At 74.2% G+C, this 22,362-nt stretch carries 17 protein-coding genes; 3 read left to right on the plus strand and 14 right to left on the minus strand.

Annotated elements, in window-relative coordinates; genetic code table 11:
• The first annotated feature begins 151 nt into the window (after positions 1 to 151).
• Positions 152 to 814 carry an ACT domain-containing protein gene (locus AC0IVP_RS02530; protein ID WP_056288317.1) on the plus strand — a complete coding sequence of 221 codons (663 nt, stop codon included), beginning with the start codon at positions 152 to 154 and terminating at the stop codon, positions 812 to 814.
• A gap of 50 nt (positions 815 to 864) precedes the next feature.
• Here the strand turns inward: AC0IVP_RS02530 and ligA are convergent, their stop codons facing one another.
• The 12 genes from ligA to AC0IVP_RS02590 all read right to left on the minus strand — a co-directional run bounded on the left by ligA (position 865) and on the right by AC0IVP_RS02590 (position 17,274).
• Positions 865 to 3,240, minus strand: a complete 2,376-nt coding sequence (ligA, locus tag AC0IVP_RS02535; RefSeq protein ID WP_471754312.1) for an NAD-dependent DNA ligase LigA — start codon at positions 3,238 to 3,240, stop codon at positions 865 to 867.
• Positions 3,241 to 3,288: 48 nt separating this feature from the next.
• The gene (locus AC0IVP_RS02540) at positions 3,289 to 4,356 is read right to left on the minus strand and encodes a methionine synthase (RefSeq protein WP_471754314.1); all 1,068 of its coding nucleotides are present in this window, start codon (positions 4,354 to 4,356) and stop codon (positions 3,289 to 3,291) included.
• Positions 4,340 to 6,502: a bifunctional metallophosphatase/5'-nucleotidase gene (locus AC0IVP_RS02545; RefSeq protein ID WP_471754316.1), complete on the minus strand. Its 2,163-nt coding sequence runs from the start codon at positions 6,500 to 6,502 to the stop codon at positions 4,340 to 4,342. Before AC0IVP_RS02545 ends, AC0IVP_RS02540 begins: the two co-directional genes overlap by 17 nt.
• Before the next feature lie 510 nt (positions 6,503 to 7,012).
• On the minus strand, positions 7,013 to 8,107 hold the full coding sequence (mnmA, locus tag AC0IVP_RS02550) for a tRNA 2-thiouridine(34) synthase MnmA (RefSeq protein ID WP_056288321.1): 1,095 nt from the start codon (positions 8,105 to 8,107) through the stop codon (positions 7,013 to 7,015).
• The gene (locus AC0IVP_RS02555; protein ID WP_056288325.1) at positions 8,104 to 9,300 is read right to left on the minus strand and encodes a cysteine desulfurase family protein; all 1,197 of its coding nucleotides are present in this window, start codon (positions 9,298 to 9,300) and stop codon (positions 8,104 to 8,106) included. The genes mnmA and AC0IVP_RS02555 overlap by 4 nt, the downstream gene beginning before the upstream one ends.
• Positions 9,297 to 10,685 (minus strand): MFS transporter, encoded by a 1,389-nt coding sequence (locus AC0IVP_RS02560; RefSeq protein ID WP_056288327.1) that lies wholly within the window; start codon positions 10,683 to 10,685, stop codon positions 9,297 to 9,299. Before AC0IVP_RS02560 ends, AC0IVP_RS02555 begins: the two co-directional genes overlap by 4 nt.
• Complete coding sequence (locus AC0IVP_RS02565) at positions 10,682 to 12,217, minus strand: ATP-dependent DNA ligase (protein ID WP_471754318.1); 1,536 nt, start codon at positions 12,215 to 12,217, stop codon at positions 10,682 to 10,684. Before AC0IVP_RS02565 ends, AC0IVP_RS02560 begins: the two co-directional genes overlap by 4 nt.
• Before the next feature lie 190 nt (positions 12,218 to 12,407).
• On the minus strand, positions 12,408 to 13,370 hold the full coding sequence (locus tag AC0IVP_RS02570; protein ID WP_471754320.1) for an electron transfer flavoprotein subunit alpha/FixB family protein: 963 nt from the start codon (positions 13,368 to 13,370) through the stop codon (positions 12,408 to 12,410).
• Positions 13,371 to 13,409: 39 nt separating this feature from the next.
• On the minus strand, positions 13,410 to 14,189 hold the full coding sequence (locus tag AC0IVP_RS02575) for an electron transfer flavoprotein subunit beta/FixA family protein (protein WP_471754322.1): 780 nt from the start codon (positions 14,187 to 14,189) through the stop codon (positions 13,410 to 13,412).
• 122 nt (positions 14,190 to 14,311) lie between these two features.
• Positions 14,312 to 15,418 (minus strand): L-cysteine desulfhydrase Cds1, encoded by a 1,107-nt coding sequence (gene cds1 / locus AC0IVP_RS02580; RefSeq protein WP_471754324.1) that lies wholly within the window; start codon positions 15,416 to 15,418, stop codon positions 14,312 to 14,314.
• A gap of 25 nt (positions 15,419 to 15,443) precedes the next feature.
• On the minus strand, positions 15,444 to 16,229 hold the full coding sequence (locus tag AC0IVP_RS02585) for an enoyl-CoA hydratase/isomerase family protein (RefSeq protein ID WP_056288338.1): 786 nt from the start codon (positions 16,227 to 16,229) through the stop codon (positions 15,444 to 15,446).
• Between the two features lie 232 nt (positions 16,230 to 16,461).
• Positions 16,462 to 17,274 carry an ABC transporter ATP-binding protein gene (locus tag AC0IVP_RS02590; RefSeq protein ID WP_471754326.1) on the minus strand — a complete coding sequence of 271 codons (813 nt, stop codon included), beginning with the start codon at positions 17,272 to 17,274 and terminating at the stop codon, positions 16,462 to 16,464.
• A 74-nt stretch (positions 17,275 to 17,348) separates the two neighbouring features.
• Here AC0IVP_RS02590 and glgX point away from each other — a divergent pair, with 74 nt between their 5' ends.
• Together glgX and AC0IVP_RS02600 are read left to right on the plus strand one after the other, a co-directional pair.
• Positions 17,349 to 19,493 (plus strand): glycogen debranching protein GlgX, encoded by a 2,145-nt coding sequence (glgX, locus tag AC0IVP_RS02595; protein ID WP_056288344.1) that lies wholly within the window; start codon positions 17,349 to 17,351, stop codon positions 19,491 to 19,493.
• Entirely contained in the window at positions 19,490 to 19,939 is a 450-nt protein-coding gene (locus AC0IVP_RS02600; protein ID WP_056288347.1) for a cupin domain-containing protein, read from the plus strand. Before glgX ends, AC0IVP_RS02600 begins: the two co-directional genes overlap by 4 nt.
• Before the next feature lie 19 nt (positions 19,940 to 19,958).
• On the opposite strand, the gene AC0IVP_RS02605 is transcribed toward AC0IVP_RS02600, so the two are convergent.
• Together AC0IVP_RS02605 and AC0IVP_RS02610 are read right to left on the minus strand one after the other, a co-directional pair.
• On the minus strand, positions 19,959 to 20,156 hold the full coding sequence (locus tag AC0IVP_RS02605) for a YbdD/YjiX family protein (RefSeq protein WP_056288352.1): 198 nt from the start codon (positions 20,154 to 20,156) through the stop codon (positions 19,959 to 19,961).
• Positions 20,153 to 22,354 (minus strand): carbon starvation CstA family protein, encoded by a 2,202-nt coding sequence (locus AC0IVP_RS02610; RefSeq protein WP_471754328.1) that lies wholly within the window; start codon positions 22,352 to 22,354, stop codon positions 20,153 to 20,155. Before AC0IVP_RS02610 ends, AC0IVP_RS02605 begins: the two co-directional genes overlap by 4 nt.
• Between the last annotated feature and the right edge of the window lie 8 nt (positions 22,355 to 22,362).

Below are 22,362 nucleotides of genomic sequence, written 5' to 3' on the forward strand. Positions count from 1 at the left end.
ACCGGCCCCCAGCCAGGTCACTCTACGTGGGGCGGGACACCGGCCCCGGTCCGCGAGCCGGGTTGGCCTCCGGGGGGCCTGATGGGGCAGGCTGGCCGCACCCACGATCGACGCAGATCGGCCGCCACCCCACCGTCCCGCGGAGGTCGACGTGTCCTACCTCCTGCGCCTGGTCGTGCCCGACCGGCCCGGCATCCTCGGCGCCGTCGCGACGGCGCTGGGCCTGGCCGGCATCGACATCGTCTCGGTGACGGTGCTGGAGCGCGGTGGCGGCGTCGCGGTCGACGACATCGTGGTGGAGCTGCCCACCGACCGGGTGGCCGACAGCCTGATCACCGCCGTGATGACCGTGGAGGGCGTGCAGGTCGAGTCCCTGCGGCCCTTCGCCGGCGCGCTGGACACCCACCGCGAGCTGGAGCTGCTGGAGTCCCTGGCCCGCGCCGGGGAGGGCACCTCCAAGCTGCTGGCCGCCGAGCTCCCCCGGGTGCTGCACGGCGGGTGGGCCGCGGTGCTCACCGGCACGCCCGACGCCGTCACCGTGCTGGCCGCCTCCGACGCGGCTCCCGTGCTGGAGGGCCTCCGGCTGCCCTGGCTGCCGCTGCACGCCCCGGTCCTGCTGCCCAGCGACGCCGACTGGGTCCCCGTCCGCTGGCGGGAGATGGCCATCGAGATGATGGCAGCCCCGTTCGACGGCGGCGGCACCGCGGTGCTGCTGGGCCGCTCGGGCGGGCCGGTCTTCCGCCGCTCGGAGCTGCTGCGACTGGCCCACCTGACCGGCATCGCCGCGACGGTGGCCCAGCTGCCGGAGGCCTGAGGCCCGGCCCCGTCCGCACCAGGACGGGGACGGGGCCGGGCGTCGTCCGGTCACTCCTGGGCCGGGGCCTCCACGGTCTCGGGATCTGCGGCCGAGGCCTCTGCGGCCGCGGTGTCCTCGACGGCGGCGGCCACGACCGCGCTGTCCTCGACCGTGCTGTCCTCGACCGCGGTGGCCTCGACCGCGACCTTCTTCTTCCGGGGGGCGCGCTTCTTCGGGGCGGGGGCCTCGCCGCCGGCCGCGGGGGCGGGCTCGGGCTCGCTGCCGTCGCCGACGGTGGCCACGGCACGGGCAGCCTCGGGACCCTGCTCGAGCAGCACGGTGAAGCCGTCGTCGTCGAGGACCGGCGCCTTGACCGCGACGGCCTTGTCGTACTTGCTGCCCGGGTCCGCGCCCACGACGACGAAGCCGGTCTTCTTGGACACCGAGCCGGTGACCTTGCCGCCGCGCTCCTGGATCGCCGCGATGGCCTGGTCCCGGCTGTGGTCGCGCAGCGAACCGGTGACCACGACGGTGACCCCGGTCAGCGGGCCTGGGCCGGCGTCGGAGGCCTCGTCCTCCATCCGGACGCCGTCCCGGCGCCACTTGTCCACGACCCCGCGGTGCCAGTCGACGGCGAACCAGTCCCGCACGGCGGTGGCGATGGTCGGGCCGACGCCGTCGGCGGCGGCGAGCTCCTCCTCCGACGCTGCCTCCAGGCGGTCCATCGAGCGGAACTCGCGGGCCAGCGCCTGGGCGGCGGTGGGGCCGACGTGCCGGATGGACAGCCCGACCAGCACCCGCCACAGCGGGACGTCCTTGCGGGTCTGCAGGTTGGTCAGCAGCCGGGCACCGTTGGCCGACAGCGTGCCGTCCTTCTTGGTGAAGAACGGGGCGCGCTGCAGCTTCTCGGCGTCCAGGGAGAACACGTCGCCCTCGTCCTCGAGGAGCTGGCTGTCCAGCAGCGCGATCGAGGCCTCGTAGCCCAGCACCTCGATGTCGAAGGCACCCCGGCCGGCGACGTGGAAGACCCGCTCCCGCAGCTGCGCCGGGCAGGACCGGGCGTTGGGGCAGCGGATGTCGGCGTCGCCCTCCTTCTCGTGCCGCAGCTGCGTGCCGCACTCGGGGCAGTGCGTGGGCATGACGAACTCCCTCTCGTCACCGGTCCGCACGTCGACGACCGGCCCGAGGATCTCGGGGATGACGTCACCGGCCTTGCGGATGACCACGGTGTCGCCGATCCGGACGCCCTTGCGCGCGACCTCGCTGGCGTTGTGCAGCGTGGCCAGCTGCACGGTGGAGCCGGCCACCTTGACCGGCTCCATGTAGCCGAAGGGGGTGACCCGGCCGGTGCGCCCGACGTTGACCCGGATGTCCAGCAGCTTCGTCGTCGCCTCCTCGGGCGGGTACTTGAAGGCGATGGCCCAGCGCGGGGCGCGACTGGTGGACCCCAACCGGCGCTGCAGCGCGACCTGGTCGATCTTGACCACGACGCCGTCGATCTCGTGCTCGACGGAGTGCCGCTGCTCCCGGTAGCGCTCGATGTAGGCCCAGACGGCCTCCAGGTCGGGCACCACCTCGTACCGGCTGCTGGTGGGCAGGCCGAGCGCGGCCAGCTTCTCGTAGGCCTCCGACTGGCGCTCCAGGTCGAAGCCGGTGCGCGCGCCGATGCCGTGCACCAGCAGCCGGAGCGGGCGGGTCGCGGTCACCCGGGGGTCCTTCTGGCGCAGCGAGCCGGCGGCGGCGTTGCGCGGGTTGGCGAAGGGCGGCCTGCCGGCCTCGACCTGGGCGGCGTTGACCTCGTCGAAGGCGGCGACCGGGAAGTAGACCTCGCCGCGCACCTCGACCAGCTCGGGGACGTCGTCGCCGCTGAGCTGCTGGGGGACGTCGTCCATGGTGGCGACGTTCGCCGTCACGTCCTCGCCCGTGGTGCCGTCGCCCCGGGTGGCGGCCCGGACGAGCCGGCCGCGCTCGTAGACCAGGTCGATGGCCAGCCCGTCGATCTTGAGCTCGCAGAGGTAGCCGGCACCCGCGGCGCCGTCCCGGTCGGCGCGCGCGGCCCAGGCGGACAGCTCGTCGGAGCTGAACGCGTTGTCCAGGCTCTGCATCCGCTCCAGGTGGGTGACCGGGGAGAAGGTGGCGCCGAAGCCGCCGTTGACCTTCTGGCTCGGGGACTCCGGGGTGACCAGCGCGGGGTGCTCGGCCTCCAGCGCCTTGAGCTCGCCCATCAGCTCGTCGTACTGGCCGTCGCTGACGACGGGGGTGTCCTTGACGTAGTAGGCGAAGGCGAGGCGGTCGAGCTCCTCGGACAGCTCGCGGTGCCGGCTGCGTGCGACCTCGGGCACCTCGGTGACGTCGGCCTGCTCGGGCGCGGCCGTCGTCCCCGGCAGGTTCTCGGGGGTGCTGTCGGGGGTGTCGGCGGGGTCCGCCACGGCCTCGGTGCTCACGACCGGAGACGGTAGCCGGGGGCACCGACAGGGACCCCCGGCGACCGGTCACTCCGGCAGCAGGTACCGCGCCGCCTCGCGGACGTGCGCCATCGCGGCCCGGGCGTAGGCCGGGCTGGCACCGGCCAGCCCGCAGCTCGGCGTGAGGGTCACCGCGGTGTGCAGGTCCTCGGCGGGGAAACCGAGCTCGTTCCACCAGGCCCGCAACCGGCTCGCCGTCGCCCTGGGGGCGGGCAGCGTGGTGTCGGTGCCGGGGACGACGCCCAGCACCAGGTGGGTGCCCGCGTCGACCGCCGTCCCGATCGCGTCGAGGTCCTGCACGAGGGAGTGGTCGAGGGAGACCGCGTCGGCGCCCGCGGCACGCAGCAGGGCGATGGGTGCGCGCGGGGCGCAGCAGTGCACGACGGTGGGGACGCCGAGGGTGGCCAGGAACGCGCCCAGCTCCTCCTGGACCACGGTCGCCTCGACCGCGGCCAGCTTGCCGAAGCCGCTGACGGTCGGCAGGCCACCCATCAGGACCGCGGGCAGCGAGGGCTCGTCCAGCTGGAGGACGACCTGCGCGCCGGGCACCCGGGCGGACACGGCCTCGACGTGGGCGCGCAGCCCCTCGGCGAGGGACTGGGCGATGTCGTGGCGCGCCCCGGGGTCGGTGACGGCGCGGTCGCCGCGGGTGCGCTCGAGACCGGCGGCCAGCGTCCACGGGCCGGCGGACTGCAGCTTGAAGGGGCCGGTCCAGTCCGCGGCGACGTCGTGCAGGGCGTCCAGGTCGCGGGCCAGGAACTCCGTGGCCCGCTGCAGGTCCCGGCCCGGGCGCGGGACGAGCCGCCAGCCGGCCGGGGTCAGGTCGACGAACACGTCCACGAGGAGCGCCGCGGTGCGCCCGGTCATGTCCGAGCCGGGCCCACGGGCCGGCAGCTCGGGCAGGTGCGCGAAGCCCGGCAGCTCCCCCACGACCAGCCGGAGGGCCTCGGCGGGGTCGGTGCCGGGCAGGGACCCGACGCCGGAGGCCGGCCCCCACACGGTGGTGGGGACCGGCCTCGGGTCGTCGGTGCGGTTCTCGGTGGTGCGGTTCTCGGTGGTGCCGTTCTCCGGGGTGCTGTTACTCGGCGATGCCACGCTGGCGACGGTAGCCCGCCGCGGTCGCCACCCCACCGGTCAGCAGCAGCAGACCGGCGACGCCCAGCATCTGCCCGGTGGCGGTACCCGTGTTGGCCAGCTGGCCGGTCGGGATGCCGTTGCCGGGGTTCGCGATCGGCTGGGTGCCCGGGGTGGGCGCCGGGGCCGGAGCCGGTGCCGGTGCCGGTGCCGGGGCTGCAGCCGGGCAGGGGTAGCCGGCAGCGGCGGCGCCGGTGGTCCCGGTCGGGCCGGTGGCCACCGCGTTGCCGCCGTTCTCACCGCTGCCGCTGCCGCCACCGGCCGGCGGCGTCGCCGGGGCCGCGGGGCGGGCGTCCGTCACCGGCGTGCCGTGCCCGATGGCCGGGGCGGTGTACGGGTCGACACGGGTGAAGAAGGCGATGGCGGTCTCCACGTCGACCGGGCCGGTCACCTGCGCCGTCCCGTTGCGGAAGGCGGTGAAGCTGTCGCCACCGCCGGCCAGGAACGAGTTGGCCACGACGCGGTAGGTGGTGCCGGGCACGACCACCTGCGGGTCGACGGCCGGGGTGCTCGGGTCGTCGATCCGGATGGACGCCGGGTCGACCCGGTCGTAGGCGGGCCGGGCCAGGTCGTAGGAGTAGGAGAACCCCTCCGACGTGCCCAGGTACAGCTGGGAGGTGCGGCCCGCGGTGTTGAACTGCTGCTCCAGCAGCAACCGGATGTCGGCACCGGTCAGCGTGATGGCGTTGGCGTAGTTGCCGAAGGGCTGGACGGCGAACGCCTCGGCGTAGGTGATCGGGCCGGCGTCGATGTTGGCCCGCAGACCGCCGGGGTTCATGAACGCCACGGCGGGGAGGCCACCGCCGAAGGTGGCCGCGGGGTCCCCGTAGGCCACCTGGTCGGCCTGCAGTGCGGTGAGCTGCGCCTGGGCGACGGTGTTGCCCAGGGTGGACTCGGCACCCCTGTTCTCGGTGCCGGCCGTGTTGGTGGCACGCGCCAGCGGGGTCGTCGTGTTGCCGACGGTCCGGCTGCCGACCGCGGTCGCCTGGGTGGTCCAGTAGGACACGATCGCGGCGGTCCCGGCGTCCGGCGTGCGGGCTGCCCGGTCGGTCGGCACGTTGGTCACCGAGTAGGTGCCGCAGAGCCGGTCGACGTCGCCGGTCTCGCCGTCGATGACGAACCGGACGTCGCCGACGAGGCGGCCGTAGTAGCCGGACTGGGCGACCAGCCGGGGCTGCCCGGCCGGGTCGGTGAGGTAGCAGCTGTAGTTCTGGTGCGTGTGGGCGGACAGGACCACGTCGACGGCGGGCACGGTGCGCTCGTTGATGTCGACGATGGAGCCCGACAGCTGACCGCAGCCGTTGACGTCGGTCGGGGTGGAGGGCGTGCCGCCCTCGTGCACGACGGCGACGATCGCCTCGATGCCCTGGGCGCGCAGCTCGGGGACGTACCGGTTGATCGCGTCGGCCTCGTCGACGAACTCCACGTCGGCGATGCCGGTCGGCGCGACGATCCCGGCGGTGGTCTCGGTGACCACCCCGATGAACCCGATGCGCTGCCCGTCGACCTCACGGACGGCGTAGGGCGGGAGCATGGGGGTGTCGGTCCCGGCCATGACGACGTTGGCCGCCAGGTAGGGGAAGTCGGTGCCCCCGAAGGGCGCCCCGGTGCTGTCGGGGAAACAGCCGTCCACGCCGGCGGTGACACCCTGGCAGGCAGTCTGGTCGTCGGAGAACGTGCGGTCGGTCGGACCGGAGAGCCGACGCAACTCGTCGGTGCCGCGGTCGAACTCGTGGTTGCCGACGACGGAGAGGTCCATCTCCATGTCGTTGAGCACCTCGATCGTGGACTCGTCACGGAAGCCCGCCGAGTCGAACGGCGAGGCACCCACGAGGTCGCCGAGGCCGATGAGCAGCGAGTTGTCGGCGACGCCCCCGCCGGCGACGAAGGCGTCCCGGGTGGCGGTGACGGTGCTGGCCACGTTCGCGGCCCCACCGACGGTCGCGGTGCCCAGGGTCGCGTCGGCGCTGGTGGTGTTGCTGATCCGACCGTGGAAGTCGTTGACCGTGAGGAGCTGGACCGGCACGTCCGGCGCCGGTGCGGCGGCGGGCGCGGCCTGCGCCACGGACGGGATGCCGACGACCGCGGCCGAGGCGACCATGGTCATGGCGAGAGTGAGGCGCGTTCTGCGCAAGGGTCCTCCGAGGTGTGGGCCCGTCCCGGTGACTCCCCGAAGTCGACCGATCACTGAGCTTGTCTACGTAGCGAGGCGAACGAACGCCTCGCAGCAAGCTAGCCCGACCCCGTGACGAAACCAAGGGCCCGCTGTGAACCGACGTCGAGCGTTCACCGTCCGGAAACTCGTCCGGCGAGACCGCTGTAGGCGCGCACCCGGCCCCGACCGCGCGCCCCAGCGGGGTCGGCGCGACGGTGAGCAGCTCGGACGCGCATCCACGCAGACGGTGCGCGCGCGGACCGGGCTCGGCCGGAGGTGGGCGGCATGGGCGCGCCGTGGAGGAACGAGTGCGCGCCGGTGCGCGCGGCCGGGGCCCAGCGGGACGGCGACCTGGAGCGGGCAGAGACCCGCAGCTGGCACAGACCCGCAGCTGACGAGCACCCGCCGCTGACGGGCACCCGGAGCTGACGAGGACCTGTGACCGGCGGCGGCCCCGGGGGTCTAACCGGCGACGGCGCGGCTGCCGGCCAGCGACACGGCGGCCTGGCCCAGCACGCGGTCCCCGCGCTCGGCGTCGGGGGCGTACAGCACGGCCGACTGTCCCGGGGCGACCCCGCGCTGCTGGTCGTGCAGCTCGATGCGCAGCCCGGCCGCCCCCTCGCGCGCCGACACGGTGCACGGCACCGACGCCCCGTGCGCCCGCAGCTGCACCACGGCGGGGAACGGCAGCTCTGGCACCGGTCCGGTCCAGGACGGCGTCCCGGTCAGCACCTCGTCGACGCCGGCCTGGTCGGCGGTCCCGATCGTCACCGTGCGGGAGACCGGCTCGATGCCCAGCACGTAGCGCGGCCGCTGGTCCCCCACCGTGACGCCCAGGCCCTTGCGCTGGCCGATCGTGAAGCCGTGGGTCCCCTGGTGCTCCCCCACCGTCGCGCCGGTCGCCGCGTCGACCACCGGTCCCGGTGCTGCGCCGAGCCGGCGGTCCAGGAAGCCGCGGGTGTCCCCGTCGGGGATGAAGCAGATGTCGTGGCTGTCGGGCTTGGTCGCGACCGCGTAGCCGCGCTCGGCGGCGATCTCCCGCACCCGCTCCTTGGTCATCTCCCCCAGCGGGAACAGGGCGCCGGCCAGCTGCCGCCGGGTGAGCACCCCGAGGACGTAGCTCTGGTCCTTGGCGGCGTCGACCGAGCGGCGCAGCTCGCCGTCGACGAGCCGGGCGTGGTGCCCGGTGACGACGGCGTCGAAGCCCAGCGCCTGCGCCCGGTCGAGGACCGCGGCGAACTTGATCTTCTCGTTGCAGCGCAGGCACGGGTTCGGCGTCCGGCCGGCGGCGTACTCGGCGACGAAGTCGTCGACGACGTCCTCGGCGAACCGGTCGGCCATGTCCCACACGTAGAACGGGATGCCCAGCTCGTCGGCGACCCGGCGGGCGTCGTCGGCGTCCTCGACGCTGCAGCACCCGCGCGAGCCGCTGCGCAGCTGCTGCCGGTGCTGGGACAGCGCCAGGTGCACGCCGGTCACGTCGTGCCCGGCCTCGACGGCGAGCGCCGCGGCGACGGCGGAGTCAACGCCGCCGCTCATGGCCGCGATGAGCCTCACGCCGACCGCCGTCCCAGGCCCGCCCGCCGGGCCCGCTCGACGACGGGCCCGACCACGTCGAGGACGGCGTCCACGTCGGCCTCGGTGGAGGTGTGGCCCAGGCTGAACCGCAGCGAGCTGCGGGCCCGGTCGGGCTCGGCGCCGGTGGCCAGCAGCACGTGGCTGGGCCGGGCGACCCCGGCCGAGCAGGCCGAGCCGGTCGAGCACTCGATGCCCTTGGCGTCCAGCAGCATCAGCAGCGCGTCGCCCTCGGCACCGGGGAAGGACAGGTGCGCGTTGCCCGGCAGCCGCCCCGGTCCCCCGGCGACGACGGCGTCCAGGGCGGGGCCGTTGAGCTGCACGTCGGGCACCCGGGCCACGACGCCGGCCACCAGCCGGTCGCGCAGCGCGGCGACCCGGGCGGTCCGCTCGACCCGGTCGGCGACGGCGCGCGTGGTCGCCACGGCGAGGCCGACGATGGCGGCGACGTCCAGGGTGCCCGAGCGCACGTCGCGCTCCTGGCCGCCGCCGTGCAGCAGCGGGGTGCACTCGGCGTCCCGGCGCAGCACCAGCAGCCCGGCACCCATCGGGCCGCCCAGCTTGTGGCCGGTCATGGTGAGGGCGTCCACGCCGCTGGCGGCGAAGTCCACCGGCACCTGACCGACCGCCTGCACCGCGTCGGTGTGCAGCGGCACCCCGACCGCGTGGGCGACGACCGCCAGCGACGCGAGGTCACTGACCGCGCCGATCTCGTTGTTGGCCCACATGACGCTGGCCACCGCGACGTCGGTGCCGTCGCCGAGGGCCTCGGCGAGCGCCTGCGTGGTGACCTCGCCGGTGGGTGAGACGTCGAGCCAGGTGACCTCGGCGCCGTCGTGCTCGACCAGCCACTCGACGCTGTCCAGGACGGCGTGGTGCTCGGCGGGGCTGACGACGATGCGGGTACGGCGCGGGTCGGCGTCCCGGCGGGCCCAGAAGAGGCCCTTGACGGCGAGGTTGTCGCTCTCGGTGCCCCCGCCGGTGAACAGCACCTCCGACGGCCGGGCCCCGAGGGCCTCGGCGAGCCGCTCGCGGGACTGCTCGGCGGTCCGGCGGGCGCCCCGGCCGCTGGCGTGCAGCGAGGAGGCGTTGCCGACCCGGGCCAGCTGCTCGGTCATCGCGGCGACGGCCTCGGGGATCATCGGCGTGGTGGCCGCGTGGTCGAGGTACGTCATGACGTCGCCAGGGTAGTCGCGCGCGGGGAGGACACCGTCGGGGCCGCGGCCCGACCGGCGATGAGCGACCCGAGCAGCGCCAGGGCACTGAAGACGGCGATGGCGATCAGCAGCGCCGTGGTGAGCGACAGCACCCCGACGGCCGCTGCGGCGACGAGCACACCGCCGAGGCCCACGCACAGCGCGGAGCCGACGACGTCGGAGATCTGCAGGGACGCCGAGTCGGCTCCGCGGCGGTGCTCGGGCGACTGCTCGAGCAGCAGCACGCTGAGGCTGGGCATGCCCAGGCCCATCCCGAGGCCGGCCACCGCCCAGCTGAGGTAGGCGGTCCAGCCGCCGGTCCCGGGCAGCGCGGCGAACGCGGTGCCGGCGAGCCCGACCGCCAGCAGCACGAACCCGGCCTGCAGCAGTCGCACCCGGGACAGGTCGGGACGACGTCCGGACAGGGCCGAGGCCAGCGACCAGCCGATCGCTCCGGTGGTCAGCGGGATGCCCGCCGTGGTCGCGTCGAAGCCGTGCACCTCGGTGAGGGTCAGCGGCAGCAGGGTGTCGATCCCGAAGAAGGACCCGGCGAGCAGTCCGCGGGAGGCGACGACGGTGGGCATCCCGCGGCGCGCGAGCACCGTGCCGCGCGGCAGCAGCGGGCGCAGGCCGGCGGCCAGGGCCACGACCCCGACCACCGCGACACCGAGCGCGAGGAGGTCCAGCCGCTGCCCGGCGTACTGCAGGGCGCCGATGCCGACCCCGGCCAGCAGGGCCCACCAGCGCCGGGAGACCGGCGGGCGGGCCGTGCCGTCGGGGACGGCGAGCCGGGCGATGGAAGGCAGCACCAGCAGCAGGCCCACGGCGACCAGCGGCAGGATCCCCAGGAAGACCCAGCGCCACGACGTGTGGGTGGTGACCGCCCCGGCCACGAGCGGGCCGAAGAGCGCGGGCAGCACCCAGGCGGCCGCGAACGTCCCGAACAGCCGGGACCGCAGCGCCGCCTCGTAGGCCTGCCCGGCCACGACGTACAGCGACACCGTGATCAGCCCACCACCCAGGCCCTGGACCGCGCGGCCGCCGACGAAGAGCGCCATGTCGGCGGCGGTCCCGGAGGCGAGCAGGCCCAGGGAGAAGAAGCCGACGCCCCACAGCAGGGCGACCCGGGCACCGCGCCGGTCGCTGACGTCGCCGCCGAGCACCATGCCGACCACCTGGGCCACCAGGAACGCGGTGAACGGCCACGCGTACCAGGCCAGCCCGTCCAGCTCGCGGACGACGGTGGGCATCGCGGTGGAGACCGCCATCGACTCGAACGCGACGAAGGTGATGAGCACCAGCAGCCCGGCGGTGGTCAGCCGGTGCGTCCGGTCGAAGACGCCTGCCCCTCCGCCGCTGCTCACCCGTCCGCCAACGCCGGGCCGGCCGCGCCTCTTCCCCGCAGCAGCGCCCGGACGGCGTCGACGGTGTCGGCGTCGGCGGCCTCCTTGTCCGGCCGGTACCGCAGCACGCGGGCGAAGCGCAGTGCGACGCCGCCGGGGTAGCGGGTGCTGCGCTGGACGCCGTCGAGCTCGATCTCCACCACCAGCTCGGGTCGCAGGGCCACCACGCCGCGCTCCTCGGCGGTGACCAGCGCCGGGAAGGTGGCGGTCTGCCAGGCCAGCAGCTCGTCGGTCATCCCCTTGAACGTCTTGCCGACCATCACCGGCGGCCCGCCGTCGGGGTCGCGGGCGGCCAGGTGGATGTTGGACAGCGACCCGGTGCGCCGGCCGTACCCCCACTCGGCGCCGACGACGACCAGGTCCAGGGTGTGCACCGGTTTGACCTTGCGCCAGGAGCTCCCCCGCCGGCCGGCGGCGTACGGGCTGTCGAGGGTCTTGACCACGACGCCCTCGTGCCCGGCCGCCAGCGCCGCGGCGGAGAACGCCTCGGCCTGCGCGGGCGTCGGTGCGACGACGCCGGGCATCCGGTGGTCGGGTGCCACCCGGGCCAGCGCCTCCTGCCGGACGGTGAGCGGCTCGTCGACCAGGTCGGTGCCGTCGACGTGCAGGCAGTCGAAGAAGAACGGCCGCAACACCAGCTCGGAGGTGTCCGCGCCGAACCGGGCCGCGGTCTCCTGGAAGGGGCGCGGCCGGCCGTCGTCGGTCAGCGCCAGGGTCTCCCCGTCCAGCACCAGCCGGGTCGCCGGGAACGACCGGACCACGGCGACCAGCTCGGGCACCCGGGCGGTGACCTCCTTGAGCGTGCGGGTCCACACCCGCACCTCGTCGCCGTCGCGGTGCACCTGGATGCGGGCGCCGTCCATCTTCTGCTCGACGACGACCTCGCCGTCCCCGAGCGCGTCGCCCAGGGACTCCGCAGGTGAGGCCAGCATCGGGCGCAGCGGCCGGCCGACCTCCAGCCGGACCGCCTCCAACGCCGGCACTCCCCCGGTCAGGGCCAGCTCCGCGACCGCGGACAGCTCACCGGACAGGAAGAACGCCCGCCGGACCACGGCCGCCGGGGCCTCCGCCGCAGCCGCGACCGCGTCCAGGACGACGCCCTCCAGCGCACCGTGCCGCAGCTCGCCACCCAGCAGCCGCAGCAGGAAGGACTGCTCGTCGGCGGTGGCCGCACCCAGCAGCTCCCCCAGCAGCGCCGCGCGACGGGCGGTGGAGCCGGTGCCGGACACCCCGGCCAGGGCGTCCAGGGCCTGCTCGACGTCGGTCACCGTGAGCGCGGGCGCCGCCGCCGGGGGCGCGTCGACCGCGGACAGCGTCCGCCAGCCGGCGCCGAGCCGGCCCTGCCGCGGCGCGCCGGACAGCCAGGCGGTGACCGGCCCGACCTCGTCGGGGGACGCGGTCTGCAGCAGGGCGGCGACGGTGGAGCTCTTCGCCGTCCGGGCGCGGGTGGCGCCGACCTGGGTGGAGGCGGTGACGACGTCGGCGAGGAGCACGGTTCATCCTCACGCGCGGGCAGGCGAGCCGCCCGTCGTCGTCAGCGCAGGGTCCTCCCACGCGAGAGTCCGCCCTCCCCCACGAGCGCTCGTGGGGGAGGACGGACTCCCGGTGGCGTGCTGGGACGGCCCCCTCGCAGGGCCCCGACCCGCGCGGAGCGTGGGCCGGGGGGGCGAGGGGGTCCTCTTCCTACTTGCGGGCGGTGATCTGCTCCGTCGCCGCGGGGACGACGGTGTTCAGGTCGCCCACGACGCCGAAGTCGGCGAGCTCGAAGATCGGCGCCTCGGTGTCCTTGTTGACCGCGACGATGGTCTTCGAGGTCTGCATGCCGGCCCGGTGCTGGATGGCACCGGAGATGCCGACCGCCACGTAGAGCTGCGGGGACACCGTCTTGCCGGTCTGGCCGACCTGGAAGGTGTGCGGGTAGAAGCCGGAGTCCACCGCGGCGCGCGAGGCGCCGACGGCGGCACCGAGGGAGTCCGCGAGGCCCTCGATGACGGCGAAGTTCTCCGCCGAGGCCACGCCGCGACCACCGGAGACCACGATGGAGGCCTCGGTGAGCTCGGGGCGGGAGGACTTCTGCTCCACGACCCGGTCCAGCACCCTGGTCTGCTTGGCGGCCTCGGACACCGAGACGGTGACCTGCTCCTCGGTGGCCGCACCGGCGGTGGCCTCGGGGGTGACCGAGTTGCCGCGCAGGGTGTAGATCGGGGTGCCGGTGGTGACCTTCGAGTGCACGATCGTCGCGCCGGCGAAGGCCACCTGGGTGGCGGTGCCGTCGGCGGCGATGTCGGTGACGTCGGTCAGGAACCCGGAGCCGGTCTTGATCGCCAGGCGGCCGGCGATCTCCTTGCCCTCGGGGGTGGAGGGGATGACCACGGCGGCCGGGGACTTCTCGGCGACCAGCTGGGCCAGCACCTCGGCCTTGGGGGCGACGAGGTAGGCGTCGATGTCCTCGGACTCACCGACGTACACCTTCTGCGCGCCGTACTCGGCGAGGGTGTCCTTCACGGTCGCGGCGGTGCCGGGGGCACCGAGCACGACCGCGGAGGGCTCACCCAGGACGCGGGCGGCGGTGAGCGCCTCCAGCGTGGTCTTGCGGACGCCGGAGCCGTCGGGGGCGACCTCGACCAGGACCAGTACTTCAACCATGTCTGCTGTTCTCCTCAGGGGCGGTGGTGGTCGGGGCCGTCAGACGATCTTCTGGCTGGCCAGGTAGCCGACCAGCTTCTCGGCGCCGTCGCCCTCGTCGGTGACCTTGACGCCGGCGCCCTTGGGCGGGCGACCCGCGAAGTCGAGCACCTGGCTGGTCGCGCTGGCCAGGCCCACGGTGGCGGGGTCGAGGCCCAGGTCGGCCAGGGTCTTGGTCTCCACCGGCTTCTTCTTGGCGGCCATGATCCCCTTGAAGGAGGGGTAGCGGGGCTCGTTGATGGTGTCCCAGGTGGACACGATCGCCGGGGTCTGGGCCTCGAGGGCCCAGAAACCGCCGTCGGTCTGCCGTTCGACGTGCAGCGTGGTGCCCTCGACGGTGAGCTTGCGGGCACCGGACAGGTGCGGGACGCCCAGGCGCTCGGACAGCAGCGCGGGCATCACCGAGACCTGGCCGTCGGTGGACTCGGCACCGCAGATGACCAGGTCGTACTCCAGCTGGGACAGCGCCGCGGCGATGACCGCCGAGGTCTGCACGGCGCAGGAGCCGTGGATGGCGTCGTCGGTGACGTGGACGGCCCTGTCCGCGCCCATCGACAGCGCCTTGCGGATGGCGTCGGTGGCGCCGGCGGGGCCGACGGTCAGCACGGTGACCTCGCCGCCCTGCGACTCCTTGACCGTCAGCGCCTCCTCGATGGCGTACTCGTCCATCTCGTTGATGACGTTGTCCGCGCTGGCGCGGGCGACGGTGTTGTCCGAGCTGTCCAGCGCACGCTCGCTGCCGGAGTCGGGGACCTGCTTCACAAGAACGACGATGTTCATCGCACCTCCGCGGGGGCGTTCGGGGTGGGCGCGGGCGCACGGGGTGCGCCTGCTCTGGCTCCGATGATGGACGTTACTCGTCGGTAACGTGAGGGCGGCAGCTCAGGTGCCGGTGACCCCGGTCACGACCAGGCGCCGGTTGCCGCGAAGTGCTCCAGCACCGCGGTGTGCGGGGCCAGGTCCATCCCCTGCGCGGCGATCCAGTCGTCGGAGTAGTAGGTGTGGGCGTACCGCTCGCCGCCGTCGCACAGCAGGGTGACGACGCTGCCCGTGCGGCCGGCCGCGACCAGCTCGGCGACGAGCTGGAAGGCCCCCCACAGGTTGGTCCCGGTGGACCCGCCGGCCCGACGGCCGGTCGCACGCTCCAGGTGCCGCATCGCGGCCAGCGACGCGGCGTCGGGCACGCAGAACATGCGGTCCACGATCGTCGGGACGAACGAGGGCTCCACCCGGGGGCGGCCGATGCCCTCGATCCGGGACGGTCGGCCGACCGCGGCCGGGTCGCCGTCCCGCCAGCCGGGGAAGAACGCCGAGCCCTCCGGGTCGACGACGGCCAGCCGGGTGGGCAGCCGGCGGTAGCGCAGGTACCGGCCGATGGTGGCGCTGGTGCCCCCGGTGCCGGCCCCGACGACGACCCACTCGGGCACCGGGTGCTCCTCGGCGGCCAGCTGCTCGAAGACCGACTCGGCGATGTTGTTGTTGCCCCGCCAGTCGGTGGCCCGCTCGGCGTGGGTGAACTGGTCCAGGTAGTGCCCGCCGGTCTCCGCGGCGATCCGGCGGGCCTCGTCGTAGACCGTGCCGGGGTCGGCCACCAGGTGGCAGCGGCCGCCGTGGAACTCGATGAGCGCGATCTTCTCCGGGCTGGTGGTGGCCGGCATGACCGCGACGAAGGGCAGGCCCAGCATCCGGGCGAAGTAGGCCTCGCTGACCGCCGTCGAGCCCGAGGACGCCTCGACGACCGTGCTCCCCTGGCAGATCCAGCCCGAGCACAGCGCGTGCAGGAACAGCGATCGGGCCAGCCGGTGCTTGAGGCTGCCGGTCGGGTGCGTCGACTCGTCCTTGAGGTACAGCTGGACGCCCCACTCCGGGGGCAGCGGGTAGACCAGCAGGTGGGTGTCGGCGCTGCGCCGGGCGTCGGCCTCGACCAGCGCCACCGCCCGCTCCAGCCAGGCCCGGCCGTCATCGTCACAGCGGTCGAGGTGGGCGGGACGGTCCAGGGGTGCGCTCACCCGCCCATCCTCACAGCCGGCGTGCTCAGCGACCGGTGAAGGTGGCCTTCCCCGGACCCTCGGCCAGGAAGGAGGCCATCCCGGTCTTCTGGTCCTCGGTGTCGAAGAGCCCGGCGAACAGCTGGGACTCCAACCGCAGCCCGTGGTCCAGCGTCCCGTCCAGGCCCTCGTCGATCGCCCGCTTGGCCGCGGCCAGCGCCAACGGCGGGCCGGCGGCGAACTTGCGGGCCATCGCCACGGCGGTCGGGTAGACGTCGGCGTCGGGGACGACGGCATCGGCCATGCCCAGCTCGAGCGCCTCCTCGGCACCCACGTGCCGGCCGGTGAACACGATGTCCTTGGCCTTCGCCGGGCCCACCAGCCGGGCCAGCCGCTGGGTGCCGCCGGCACCGGGGATGACGCCCAGCAGGATCTCGGGCTGGCCGATCTTCGCGCCCTGGCCCATCACCCGGAAGTCCGCGCACAGCGCCAGCTCGTAGCCACCGCCCAGCGCGTAGCCGGTGATCGCCGCGACCACCGGCTTGGGGATGCGGGCCACCTCGGTGAACGAGGCGGTGAGCTCGCGGCCCCAGGCCACCATCGAGGAGCCGGTCAGCTGCGCCATGGCCTTGATGTCGGCGCCGGCGGCGAAGACCCGCTCACCGCCGTAGAGCACCACGGCCCGGACGTCGTCGCGGCGGGCGGCCTCCTGGGCGGCGGTGCGGACCTCCCAGTGCAGCTGCTCGTCGATCGCGTTCATCTTGCCGCGGTCCAGGCGGATGGTGCCCACGCCGTCCTCGACCTGCAGCGTCACGAACTCCGGCTCGGCCATGGGTGCTCCTCGGGTGGGGACGACGTCGTCCCCCCGACCCTAGGCAGGGCAGGCCCCGCCCACACCCGGGGCCCCCTCCGGGGGAGGGCCTCACCTGTTGGCGAGTGGGTGGGGGTCGGGCGCGGGATGTCTGGCAGCCGCGGCCCGAGACCACCCACACGGTGCCGGCGCCATCAGCACCCCGAAGGTCGACCAGCGGCCCGGCGGTCCACCCCGCGCAGTCGCCGCAGGGTCACGCCTCGGGACGGTCCGCGCGCCGGGCCGTGAACCGCCCGCGCACCCGGCCCAGGGCCAACGGCAGCCCGAAGGTCTCGCTCAGCCGCTCCGCGGTGACGACCTCCTCGATCGGTCCGGCCGCGACCACGCCCCCGGCGCGCAGCAGCAGCGCGTGCGTGTAGCCGGGCGGGATCTCCTCGACGTGGTGGGTGACCAGCACCTGGGCCGGGGCGTGGTCGTCGCGGGCCAGGTCGGTCAGCCTGGTCACCAGGTCCTCCCGGCCACCCAGGTCCAGCCCGGCGCCGGGCTCGTCGAGCAGCAGCAGCTCCGGGTCGGTCATCAGCGCCCGGGCGATCTGGGTGCGCTTGCGCTCGCCCTCGCTGAGGGTGCCGAACTGCCGGGAGGCGTAGGGCGCCACGCCCCACTGCTCCATCAGCAGGGCGGCCCGGGTCAGGTCGTGCACGTCGTACCGCTCGCGCCACCGGCCGACCACGGCGTACCCGGCGGAGACGACGACGTCCCCGACCCGCTCGGTGGGGCTGATCCGCTGGGCCAGCGAGGCGCTGGTCAGCCCGATGCGCGGACGCAGCTCGAACACGTCGACGGCACCGAGGGTCTCCCCCAGCAGCGTCACCTCCCCGCGGGTGGGGTGCATCTGCGCCGACAGCAGCTGCATGAGCGTGGTCTTGCCGGCGCCGTTGGGCCCCAGCAGCACCCAGCGCTGGTCGGCCGACACCGTCCAGTCGACCCCGCGCAGCAGGTACGACTCCCCCCGGACGACGTCGACACCGCGGACCCGGACGACCTCTTCGGCTGACACGCCCCCCATCCAACCAACCCCCGCGGGCGGGCCCCGGCACCCGCGTCCCGGTCGCGCGCCCCCGGCTCGGGCACGATGCCTGCGTGACCGATCGCGCGGGCGTCCCGCAGACCGAGGTGTGGCCGGGCAGTCCGGCGCCGCTGGGCGCCCACTGGGACGGCACCGGCACCAACTTCGCGCTCTGGTCGGCGGGTGCCTCGGCGGTCGACCTGTGCCTGTTCGACCCCGACGGCACCGAGCACCGGCACCGGCTGCGCGAGTCCACCCACCAGGTCTGGCACGGCCGGCTGCCCGGCGTCGCGCCCGGCCAGCGCTACGGCTACCGGGTGCACGGCGGCTACGACCCCGCCTCGGGTGCCCGCTACAACCCGGCGAAGCTGCTGCTGGACCCCTACGCCCGCGCGGTCGACGGCGAGCTGACCCTGGACCCCTCGCTGTTCGGCTACGCCGACGGCCACCCCGACGCCGCCTGGGCCGACCAGCGGGACTCGGCCGCCGCCGTCCCGCGCGGGGTGGTCATCCACGACTCGTTCCCGTGGGACGGCGACCACCACCCGCGCACCGCCTGGTCGGACACCGTCATCTACGAGGTGCACGTCAAGGGCGCGACCATGACCCACCCCGACGTCCCCCCGGCGCTGCGCGGCACCTACGCGGGCCTGGCGCACCCGGCCTTCGTGGAGCACCTGGTGTCCCTCGGGGTCACTGCCGTCGAGCTGCTGCCGGTGCACCACTTCGTCTCCGAGCCGCACCTGCTGCGCCGCGGGCTGACCAACTACTGGGGCTACAACACCCTGGGCTACTTCGCCCCGCACGCCGCCTACTCCTCCGCCGGCACCGCCGGCCAGCAGGTCACCGAGTTCAAGGCGATGGTCAAGGCGATGCACGCCGCGGGCATCGAGGTCGTGCTCGACGTGGTCTACAACCACACCGCCGAGGGCGACCACACCGGGCCGACGCTGTCGTTCAAGGGCATCGACAACGCCGGCTACTACCGCCTGCAGGGTGGCGACGGCGCCCGGTACACCGACTACACCGGCTGCGGGAACACCCTGGACGTCCGCCGTCCGCAGGTGCTGGCGCTGCTGATGGACTCGCTGCGCTACTGGGTCACCGAGATGCACGTCGACGGCTTCCGCTTCGACCTGGCCTCCGCGCTGGCCCGCTCGATGCACGACGTCGACCGGCTGTCGGCGTTCTTCGACGTCGTCCACCAGGACCCGGTGGTGTCCCAGGTGAAGCTGATCGCCGAGCCCTGGGACGTCGGCGAGGGCGGCTACCAGGTCGGCAACTTCCCGCCGCTGTGGACCGAGTGGAACGGCAAGTACCGCGACACGGTCCGCGACGTGTGGTCCGGGGCGCACGTCGGGGTCCGCGACCTGGCCTACCGGCTCACCGGGTCCTCGGACCTCTACCGCTCCGACGGCCGCAAGCCCGTCGCCTCGGTCAACTTCGTCACCGCGCACGACGGGTTCACCCTGCGCGACCTCTACACCTACGAGGTCAAGCGCAACGACGCCAACGGCGAGGAGGGCCGGGACGGCGAGAGCCACAACCGCGGCTGGAACGCCGGTGTGGAGGGGCCCAGCGACGACCCCGCCGTGACCGGGGCGCGGCAGCGGCAGGTGCGCAACGTGCTGGCCACGCTGCTGCTGTCCACCGGCGTCCCGATGCTCACCGCCGGCGACGAGTCCGGGCGCACCCAGGGCGGCAACAACAACGCCTACTGCCAGGACAACGAGGTCTCCTGGCTGGACTGGGGCTCGATGGACGCCGACCTGTGGACCTTCGTGTCCCGGCTGGTGGCGCTGCGCAAGGCCTCCCCCGTGCTGCGCCAGGAGGCCTTCTTCGACGGCCACGAGGTGCCCGGCACCGGCGGCACCCGGGACCTGGCCTGGTTCGCCCCCGGCGGCGGGCAGCTGACCACCACCGACTGGTTCGACGCCGGCCTGCAGACCATCGGCATGTACCTCGACGGCCGCGGCATCCGGCACCGCGACGAGCGCGGCCGCCCGGTCACCGACGACTCCTGGCTGGTCTGGCTGCACGCCGGCCCCGACCCGGTGACCGTGCACCTGCCCGGCCCGCCGTGGGGCGACGGCTACGAGTTCGTCGTCTCCACCGAGTACGCCACCGGCGCCCCGCCCCGACCGGCCGTCGTGGGGCCCGGGCCGATCACGATGCCGGGGCGCTGCGTGTGGGCACTGCGCGTCCTGCGGCGCCCGTGACCGGGGCCGTGGTGGTCCGCGCCGGGGACCGCGAGCAGGTCGCGGCCGCCGGCGTGCAGCACCTCTTCGCACTCACCGGGGACGCCAGCGGGGGGCGGCTGGGCGTCGAGGAGTTCCTCGTCCCGCCGGCGACGGTGGGCGCTCGACCGCACGTGCACACCGCGCACGACGAGTGCTTCCTGGTGCTGGCCGGCACGCTGACCGTGCAGACCGACGACGGGGACGTCGAGCTGGCGCCGGGAGACCTGGCCTGGGCCCCGCGGGGTGCGCTGCACGGCTTCGCCAACACCACCGACACCGAGGTGCGGGCGCTGTGCCTCTACACCCCGGCCGGGTACGAGCAGTACTTCCGCGACGTGCACGCCGCCGAGGCCGAGCACGGGCCGGCCACCCCGGAGCTGCTCGCGCAGCTGCGGGCCCGGTACGCGACCCACAGCCCCGGCTGAGCTCGGCCGCCGGCGAGCCTCAGCAGCAGCGTTCGTGCGCGTGGGCCGCCGCGACGTCGGTGCGGTGCCGCTCGAACTCCCGGCGGGTCATCGGCGTGCGGCCCTGGGCGGCGCAGAGCTCGACGTGCCGGTCCCACCGGTCCTCCCCGGTCAGGGCGCGCAGGTACCACCGCACCGCGGCGGCACCCCGGGACAGCCGGGCGATGACCGCGCTCACCGGCTGCTGCCCGCCTTCTCGCGGTCCAGCCGATCGCGCTCGGCGGCCAGCAGGGCCCGCTCCTCCGCGGTCGGGAACAGCCCCGCGGGCTCGACGATCCGGGAGGGCTCGGCCGGCGCCTCCGTCGTCGGCAGGCCACCGGCCCGCACCGCACGGACGACGACCAGCACGCCGTTGGCGACCACGACCAGGGTCAGCAGGGCGAAGACCGACTGCAGCACACCGTTGACCGTGGAGTTGGTGACCACCTGCTGCATCGCCGAGGCGTCGACGGCCGGGGCCAGCACCTCCCCGCGGTCCAGGGCATCGGCGTACCGGGCGCGCTGGGCGAAGTAGCCCACCGCCGGGTCGGCGGAGAAGACCTTCTGGAACGACGCGGTCATGGTGACGACGAGGACCCAGACCAGCGGCACGCCGGTGACCCAGGCGTGGCGCAGCTTGCCGTGCTTGACCAGCAGCGCCGTGCACAGCGTCAGCGCGATGGCCGCCAGCAGCTGGTTGGCGATGCCGAACAACGGGAAGAGCTGGTTGATCCCGCCCAGCGGGTCGGTGACGCCGATGTAGAGGATGCCGCCCCAGGCCCCGACGACGACCGCGGAGGCGATCCAGCTCGCCGGCCACCAGGTCAGGTCCCCGAACTTCTTCCACACGTTGCCCACGGTGTCCTGCAGCATGAAGCGGCCCACCCGGGTGCCGGCATCCACCGCGGTGAGGATGAACAGCGCCTCGAACATGATCGCGAAGTGGTACCAGAAGGCCTGCAGCCCGCCGCCGAACGCGGTCTCGAAGATCTCGGAGATGCCGTAGGCCAGGGTCGGCGCCCCACCGGTGCGGGAGACCAGGGTGGCCTCCTCGATGGTGTCGGCCGCCGCCTGCAGCTCCGCCGGGGAGATGCTGAAGCCGAGGTTGGCCACGAACGTCGAGGCCCCCTCGACGGTCGCGCCGGTGGCACCGGCAGGGGCGTTGATCGAGAAGTAGAGCGCCGGGTCCAGGACGCAGGCCGCGATCAGCGCGCTGATCGCGACGAAGGACTCCATCAGCATGCCGCCGTAGCCGATCACCCGTACCTGGCTCTCCTTGGCCAGCATCTTCGGCGTCGTCCCGCTGGATATCAGCGCGTGGAAGCCCGACAGCGCGCCACAGGCGATGGTGATGAAGACGAAGGGGAACAGCGACCCGGCGAAGACCGGGCCGTTCCCGGCGAGGGCGAAGCTGCTCACCGCGTCGTTGCGCAGCACCGGCATCGCGATGACCAGCGAGACCGCCAGCAGCACGATCACGCCGATCTTCATGAACGTGGACAGGTAGTCCCGCGGGGTCAGCAGCAGCCACACCGGCAGCACCGAGGCCACGAACCCGTAGACCACCAGGGCCAGGACCAGGGTCGTCTTGTCCAGGGTCAGCGCGTCACCCAGCGGGGTGCCGTCGACCATGCCGCCGCCGATGATGGCGGCCAGCAGCAGCACCACGCCGATCAGGCTGGCCTCCAGCACCCGGCCCGGCCGCAGCACCCGCAGGTAGACGCCCATGAAGAGCGCGATGGGGATGGTCAGGGCGATGGAGAAGACGCCCCAGGGGGACTCGGCCAGGGCGTTGACGACGATCAGCGCCAGCACCGCCAGGATCAGGATCATGATCGCGAAGACCGCGATGAGGGCCGCGATGCCGCCCACGACGCCGATCTCGGCGCGGATCATCTGGCCCAGGCTCTGGCCGTTGCGGCGCATCGAGAAGAACAGCACGACCATGTCCTGGACCGCGCCGGCCAGCAGGACGCCGACGATGATCCACACGGTGCCCGGCAGGTAGCCCATCTGGGCGGCCAGCACCGGCCCGACCAGCGGTCCCGCCCCGGCGATGGCGGCGAAGTGGTGGCCGAAGAGCACCCGGCGGTCGGTGACCTCGAAGTCCCGGCCGTTCTCCAGGCGCTCGGCGGGCGTGGCCCGGCGGTCGTCGACCTGCAGCACCCGGCGGGCGATGAACCGGGAGTAGAAGCGGTAGCCGATCGCGTAGCTGGACAGCGCCGCGAAGAGGATCCACAGCGCGCTGACCGACTCCCCCCGGGAGAGCGCCAGCACGCTCCAGCAGACCGCGCCGACGACGGCGACGGCCGACCACACCAGCACGGTGCGCAGCGAGGGGCGCCGTCGCCCCGTCGTGGGTGGGGACGAGGGGCCGGTCGCTGTCTGCTGGCTCACATCGGGAC

This window comes from Klenkia sp. AC732 (assembly GCF_979256525.1).